The sequence below is a fragment of the Streptomyces calidiresistens genome, assembly GCF_014141525.1.
Lineage (GTDB): Bacteria > Actinomycetota > Actinomycetes > Streptomycetales > Streptomycetaceae > Streptomyces > Streptomyces calidiresistens.
The window spans coordinates 1-5,359 of sequence record NZ_VKHS01000363.1; the positions used below are offsets into that span (position 1 = coordinate 1).

8 protein-coding genes are annotated in these 5,359 nt (G+C 73.9%); 5 read left to right on the forward strand and 3 right to left on the reverse strand.

Annotated elements, in window-relative coordinates:
* The first annotated feature begins 184 nt into the window (after positions 1–184).
* The 5 genes from FOE67_RS15460 (at position 185) to FOE67_RS15480 (ending at position 2,996) form a co-directional block, all read left to right on the forward strand.
* The gene (locus tag FOE67_RS15460; RefSeq protein WP_182664651.1) at positions 185–1,285 is read left to right on the forward strand and encodes a helix-turn-helix domain-containing protein; all 1,101 of its coding nucleotides are present in this window, start codon (positions 185–187) and stop codon (positions 1,283–1,285) included.
* Positions 1,286–1,305: 20 nt separating this feature from the next.
* Positions 1,306–1,833, forward strand: coding sequence for a PIN domain-containing protein (locus FOE67_RS15465; RefSeq protein WP_498370702.1), 528 nt, complete (start codon positions 1,306–1,308; stop codon positions 1,831–1,833).
* 162 nt (positions 1,834–1,995) lie between these two features.
* Positions 1,996–2,151, forward strand: a complete 156-nt coding sequence (locus FOE67_RS15470) for a hypothetical protein (RefSeq protein WP_182664654.1) — start codon at positions 1,996–1,998, stop codon at positions 2,149–2,151.
* Positions 2,152–2,457 carry a hypothetical protein gene (locus FOE67_RS15475; RefSeq protein WP_182664657.1) on the forward strand — a complete coding sequence of 102 codons (306 nt, stop codon included), beginning with the start codon at positions 2,152–2,154 and terminating at the stop codon, positions 2,455–2,457.
* A gap of 53 nt (positions 2,458–2,510) precedes the next feature.
* Positions 2,511–2,996 carry a hypothetical protein gene (locus FOE67_RS15480; protein ID WP_182664659.1) on the forward strand — a complete coding sequence of 162 codons (486 nt, stop codon included), beginning with the start codon at positions 2,511–2,513 and terminating at the stop codon, positions 2,994–2,996.
* On the opposite strand, the gene FOE67_RS15485 is transcribed toward FOE67_RS15480, so the two are convergent.
* The 3 genes from FOE67_RS15485 to FOE67_RS30065 form a co-directional block, all read right to left on the reverse strand.
* Positions 2,918–3,430, reverse strand: coding sequence for a hypothetical protein (locus FOE67_RS15485; protein ID WP_182664661.1), 513 nt, complete (start codon positions 3,428–3,430; stop codon positions 2,918–2,920). The two genes, FOE67_RS15480 and FOE67_RS15485, sit on opposite strands and share 79 nt — an antisense overlap.
* 71 nt (positions 3,431–3,501) lie before the next feature.
* A complete protein-coding gene (locus FOE67_RS15490; protein ID WP_182664664.1) occupies positions 3,502–4,557 on the reverse strand; it encodes a PrsW family glutamic-type intramembrane protease in 1,056 nt (351 codons plus the stop codon).
* Positions 4,554–5,359: hypothetical protein (locus tag FOE67_RS30065; RefSeq protein WP_182664666.1), on the reverse strand; the 806-nt coding region annotated here is incomplete at its 5' end. The genes FOE67_RS30065 and FOE67_RS15490, both read right to left, overlap by 4 nt.

The window sequence follows — 5,359 nt, forward strand, 5'->3', positions numbered from 1 at the left end:
GGGGCGGGGTGTGTCCGGGAGTTGCGGAAGCGCGCGAGCGGGGTGACGCGTCAGGCGGCGACGCCGACCAGTCGTCGGACGGAGGAGGAGGCCCGCTGCCCCGGTCTTCCCCGGTGGAAGCCTTTCCGTCACCAAATGGATCCTCCGTGTGACGATGGTCGCCCGTTGTGCTAACTTCGCACACATGGAGATTGGGGTGCGTGTCGCCGAGGCCAGAACGGAACACGGCCTCACCCAGGCACAGCTGGCCGCCGCGATAGGGATGGACCGCACGGCGCTGGCGAAGATCGAGTCGGGCACTCGGCGGGTGACGGCCGTGGAGCTCCTCGCAATCGCCCGCGAGCTCAAGCGGCGCATGGAATGGTTCGTCGCCGAGGCCCCGCCCGCGCTCACCTCCTACCGGGGAGCCCGGCCCGGCGTGGCCGCACAGGTCATCGACAGGGCGCTCGATGCCCTGGTGCGGGACGCCGAGTTCGTCACCTCCCACTGCCCCGAACTGGTGGCGGGACAGCCGAACCCCCTCCCCCGCCCGACCACGATGACGGAGGCGGAGGAGTTGGCCGCCGTCGGTCGCCGCCTGCTCGGCCTGCAGCCGCGGCAGCCGGCGCGCGAACTGTCGCGACTGGTCGCCGGCGTGGGGTTGTTGGTGTTCTCCCTCGACCTCGGGGACGGTGCCGACGCCGGGACGGTGCTGTTGCGACACGGCGGTGTGGCGCTGGTCAACGGACATTGGCGGGTCGGCCGTCGCCGCCTCGCCGTCGCACACGAGTTGGGGCATTACCTCGTCGCCGATCAGTTCTCGGTGGATTGGCGGGTCGCGACATCGGAGGACGACCAAGGGATCGAGGCCGCGCTGGATCGCTTCGCCCGGGCGCTCCTGCTGCCGGCCGACGACCTCCGGGCGCGCTGGGTGGAGTGGGTGGACCGTCCCGGGGAGACGATGCGGGACGCCGCTGTGCATGCGGCCGGCCACTACGGGGTGGACATGGCGACCCTGGCCCGCAGACTCCTCGAACTCGACCTGATCGATGGGTCCCGGGCGGACGCCATCCGTCGGGTGCGCACCAAGCGGGCCGACATCGTGGAGAAGAACCTCGTGGTCAGGGACGAACTGGCCCCGGTGGCGTTGCCGCGTGCCTACGAGCAGGCGGTGTTGAAGCTCTATCGCCGTGAGGTGATCACCTCCGACCGCGCTCTCGACCTGCTTCTCGGCAGCTTCGACCGGGACTCCCTCCCCGACCTCCCGCCCGCTCCGGAAGCGGAGATGTGGGAAGTCATCTCGTGACCGATGCCCGCCTCGCGTATGTGTTGGACACCGGACCCCTGAGCCATTTCGCGCACGCCCAATGGTTGGGAGTTCTCAAGAGCGTATTGAAGGAACACCGCGTGGTGATTCCCGATGTCGTCGAGAAGGAGTTGCGCGAGGGGTCGGAGAAGTACCACACCCTGCGCTGCGTCCTCGATGCCGACTGGATCGAAACCGTTCCGATCGACACGCCCCCGCAGTGGGAGTCGTTCGTCCACTACGAACGGCGGCTGGTGGGTTCGGATGGGCGCAACATCGGTGAGTGCGGGGTGCTCGCCCTCGCCGAGAATCTGCCGGGCGCCGTGGCGGTGGTCGATGACCGGGTGGCCGTGGAAGCCACCCGGGGGCGGCCCGTCAGGGTACGCCGCACTCTCGGGTTGTTGTGCGACGCGATTCGGGCGGGGCTCCTGACGGTGCCCCTGGTCTCCGCACTGGCGGACGACCTGATCAGGGGCGATTATCGTCTTCCCTTCCAAGTGGGGGGTTTCGCCGAATGGTGTGTCAGGGAGGGGATCTTCGACCTCTGATGAGCACGGGGTCGGGGGCCCGGTGCCGAGGTTGGGAAGGGAAGCGCCGTCCACCTCCCCGCCGGGCTCCGGGCGGAGGCGCGTCGATACGCTGCGGACCGGCCCGGTGTCCGGGCCGGGGGAGGGGCCGTCGTGGCGATCGGGGCGGGGTGTGTCCGGGACGTGCGGAAGCGCGTGAGCGGGGTGCGGGACCCGGTGCGCCGGGTGGTGTCCGGAGCGGTGGAGGTGCCGGCCGCACGGGTGTACCTCGCGGTGGTGGCGGTCCTCGTGCCGTGGGCATCACCGGACGCCTTCGGCGTGTTCGGTGAGTCGGGATGAGTGCCCCGCTTCCTCGTCGTTCTGCTGTGCGCGCCGTGGACCCAACCGGTCGTGGTGCTCGCCCGGCCGACCGGTCTCGCCCACCTCTATTACTTGGCGTTCGGGCACGACTTCCGGGTCGAGTCCCCGCCCCTGCTCTTCGAACCCCTCTGGTTGGTCTTCTGCGCGGTGGCGGCTACGGTCAACGCCCGCCTGCTCACCGGCGTGCACCGGGCGGCGACGGGCCTCCCGTACGGCGGATGGTGGGCCGCGCCCCTCGTGGCCGTCGGTATTCCGACGGCGGCGTGGCTCTTTTTCCGCCTGTGATCGTCGATGACACGGAGGTCGGTGACGACACCGGCCCCGGAAAGGGGGAGGCGATGAACGGGAGAAACGGCGGCAGCCCGTCGGGGCACGGGACCGGGGCGCCGGGGGTGACGCGAGGCGGGATGGTGCTGCTCCTGTTGGCCACCGCGCCGGTGGCGTGGTTGCTCGCCCTGGTGACCACCCTCCTGTGGTCATGGGTGTGGGATGGCGGGACGGCCACCGCGCTGCGGTGGACTTTCCCACTGGCCATGGTCTCCGCGCCGTTGCCGGTGGTCGTCCTGGTCGGGGTGATCGTCACGGTGAGGGTGCTCCGGCGGAAGGGGCGCGAGCGTCCGGAGGCGTGGTGGTTGGTCGGCGGCTCGGCCGCGACGCTCGCCCTCCTGGCCGCGATGGTGGAGGGGTTGATCCCGGCCGGTGATGCGGGACTCGCGCTCGCCGGGTACTGGGCACTCCTCTCCGGCTACGTCTTCTGCGGCGGCGCGTACGTGTGGAGCAGGCCCTTCATGTGGCACCACGCACCCCTGACGGGGAGCGGCTGAGCACCCCCGGGCGGCCGTGCCGTCCTCCGCGCCGTTCGGTGCGTCGTTCGGTGCGCGGGCGGGGAGCACCCGGCGGGGTTCATCGGCCGGAGGCGGCCGGAGGAGGACGAGCTCCCGTCCTTGCCCCCGGCACGCTCCCGGCCCGCCCGGACGCGGGCGTTCAACAGGTCCACCCACTCGTTGCCCCCGGGGTTCGGGTAGGTCGCGGACGCGGCCCCGGGGGCGCTCTCCACCAGGTGCGGGAGGGCCCACGCGAGCCCGTAACACCCGTCGGGGCCGAAGAGCGCGGCGAGGCGCACGGCCTCCTCGTCGGACACCGGCGGGGTGACGCGCTCCAACAGACCCTGTGCGTTCCGGATCTCCTCCTCGTCGGCCTCCTCGGAGGGAAGCGTTCCCGACTCGATCAGGTCCCCGACCTCGGGGCGGACGGGCACCTCGTCACTCCCCTTCCGGGTGCGAGCGGCATCGACGGGTCGTGCTCGCGCCGGAGCCGCCGGGCCCGGGGTCAGCGGATGCGGGGGCCGTGGGCGCAGCCGGTCAGGCGCAGGAGGTCGGTGCGCTGCTCGGAGGCCACCCGCTCGCGCTGGATGCCGCGCGCGATCGGCCGCAGCGCGCGGCGGCGGGAGCGGCGGGTCAGCAGGTCCTCCGACAGCCCGGTGCGGCGCGCGCAGGCCCGCAGCCGGGCCCGGTAGCGGCTCCGCAGCACGAGGTAGAGGAGGAGCGCCGCGAGGAACACCGTGCCGGCGTGCAGGAGGTTCGCGGCGAGAGCCGGCAGGTCGGCCGGGACGGGGGCGTCGAAGAAGGCGTGCAGCGCCATGGCGGCCAGGAGGCACAGCGCGGCGCCCGGCAGGCGGCGGAGCAGGGAGGTGCCCGTCCGGGCGGCCAGCAGGCCCACACCGGTGCCGGCGACGGCGGTCATCGCCCAGTGCGAGCCGAACCCGGTGACCCCGACCCGGACCGCCACGGTCTCCGCCACGGGCACGGCCTGCGCGGTGCCGCCGGCGACGATCACGGAGTTGACGGCGTAAATCCAGTTCTCGGTCATCTGGAAGCCGAGGCCGACCAGGCCGCCCATGACGAAGCCGTCGATCGGGCCGCGCACGTGACGGGGCGCGGCCAGGGCGACCAGCGCCACCCCGGCGACCTTGAGCAGTTCCTCGTTGAGCGGCGCGGTCAGGGCCGCGCCCCACCGGTCGGTGTCGGTGGGGCCGATGGCCCGTGTCCAGACGCCGATCAGTCCGGTGTTGGCGAGGATGGCGCAGCCGGTGGCGGCCGTCGCGCCCCAGGCGGTCGCCGCCAGGCACGGGGTGAGGGCGGGGGCGACGACGGGGGTGATCCGGCGCAGCAGGGCGAAACCGAGAAACAGGGCGGGCACCAGGAGCACCGTCGCGAGCTCGGCGGCCCGGGGGAGGACCCGGACCACCGGCAGGAAGGTGTGCACGAGGATCGCGAGGCCGACCAGGCAACCGAGGAACAGCACCAGGCGGGCGAGTCGGCTGCCGGCCGGGCGCTGGGCCGGCGGGACGGGACGTTCCCGCAGGGGGACCCGGCGGGAGGTCACGCCGCCCCCGCGGGGGCGGGCGGCGCCGGTCGGTCGGCGCGGACGGGGCCGCCGTCCCCCGGGGCGCCCGCCGGTGGGGCGCGGGGCGCGGCGTACGGGGGCGGCGCGAGGGGAAGCGGAGGCCGGCCGTCGGTGCGAAGCCCGGGGAAACCGGTGCTCAGGGCGGTGCGTTCGACCTCCGGCGGGAGGTCCGCGGGCGCGTCGCCGTCGCCCGTTCCGCAGTCGGTCGCGGTGATCTGCACGGCGTTGACGGCGTCCGGGGCGGGGATCACCCAGGCGGCACCCGTACAGCCCTCCCGTTCCAGGGGGCCGGTCAGAGCGGGCAGCCCGCCGAGGGTTTCGGTGTCGGTCGGCTCCCCCAGTCGCGCGTCGGGGTCGGCGATCCGCACGAGCCGGTCCAGGCCGTTCCACAGGGCCGCGGGGAGCTCCGCCGGGGCGCGCGGGGTGTCCTCGACGGGTACCACCGGCCGGGCCTCGAACCGGACGTCGCCCCGGCTCAGGGACCAGCCGGCGCCGGGGAGGACGGCGGGGCGGTGCAGTTCCCAACCGGTGCCGTGCACGGTGAGGCGGGCGTCGGCCCCGCGCGGCGCCTCCAGGCGGAGACCGGTGCCCTCGTCGAGGGGCGTGGTGACGCTCACGGCGGCGGACAGCAGCGGCCACCCGGTGGTGAGGGCGACCACCACGGCGAGGACGAGGAGAACGGGGCCGGCTCCCGCGCGGCGTCGCCGGTGCCGGGGGCCGCCGGCGGAGGGGCGCGCGGCCCGGGTGGAGCCGCCGCGTCCGGGCCCGGCGGGGGGTCGTC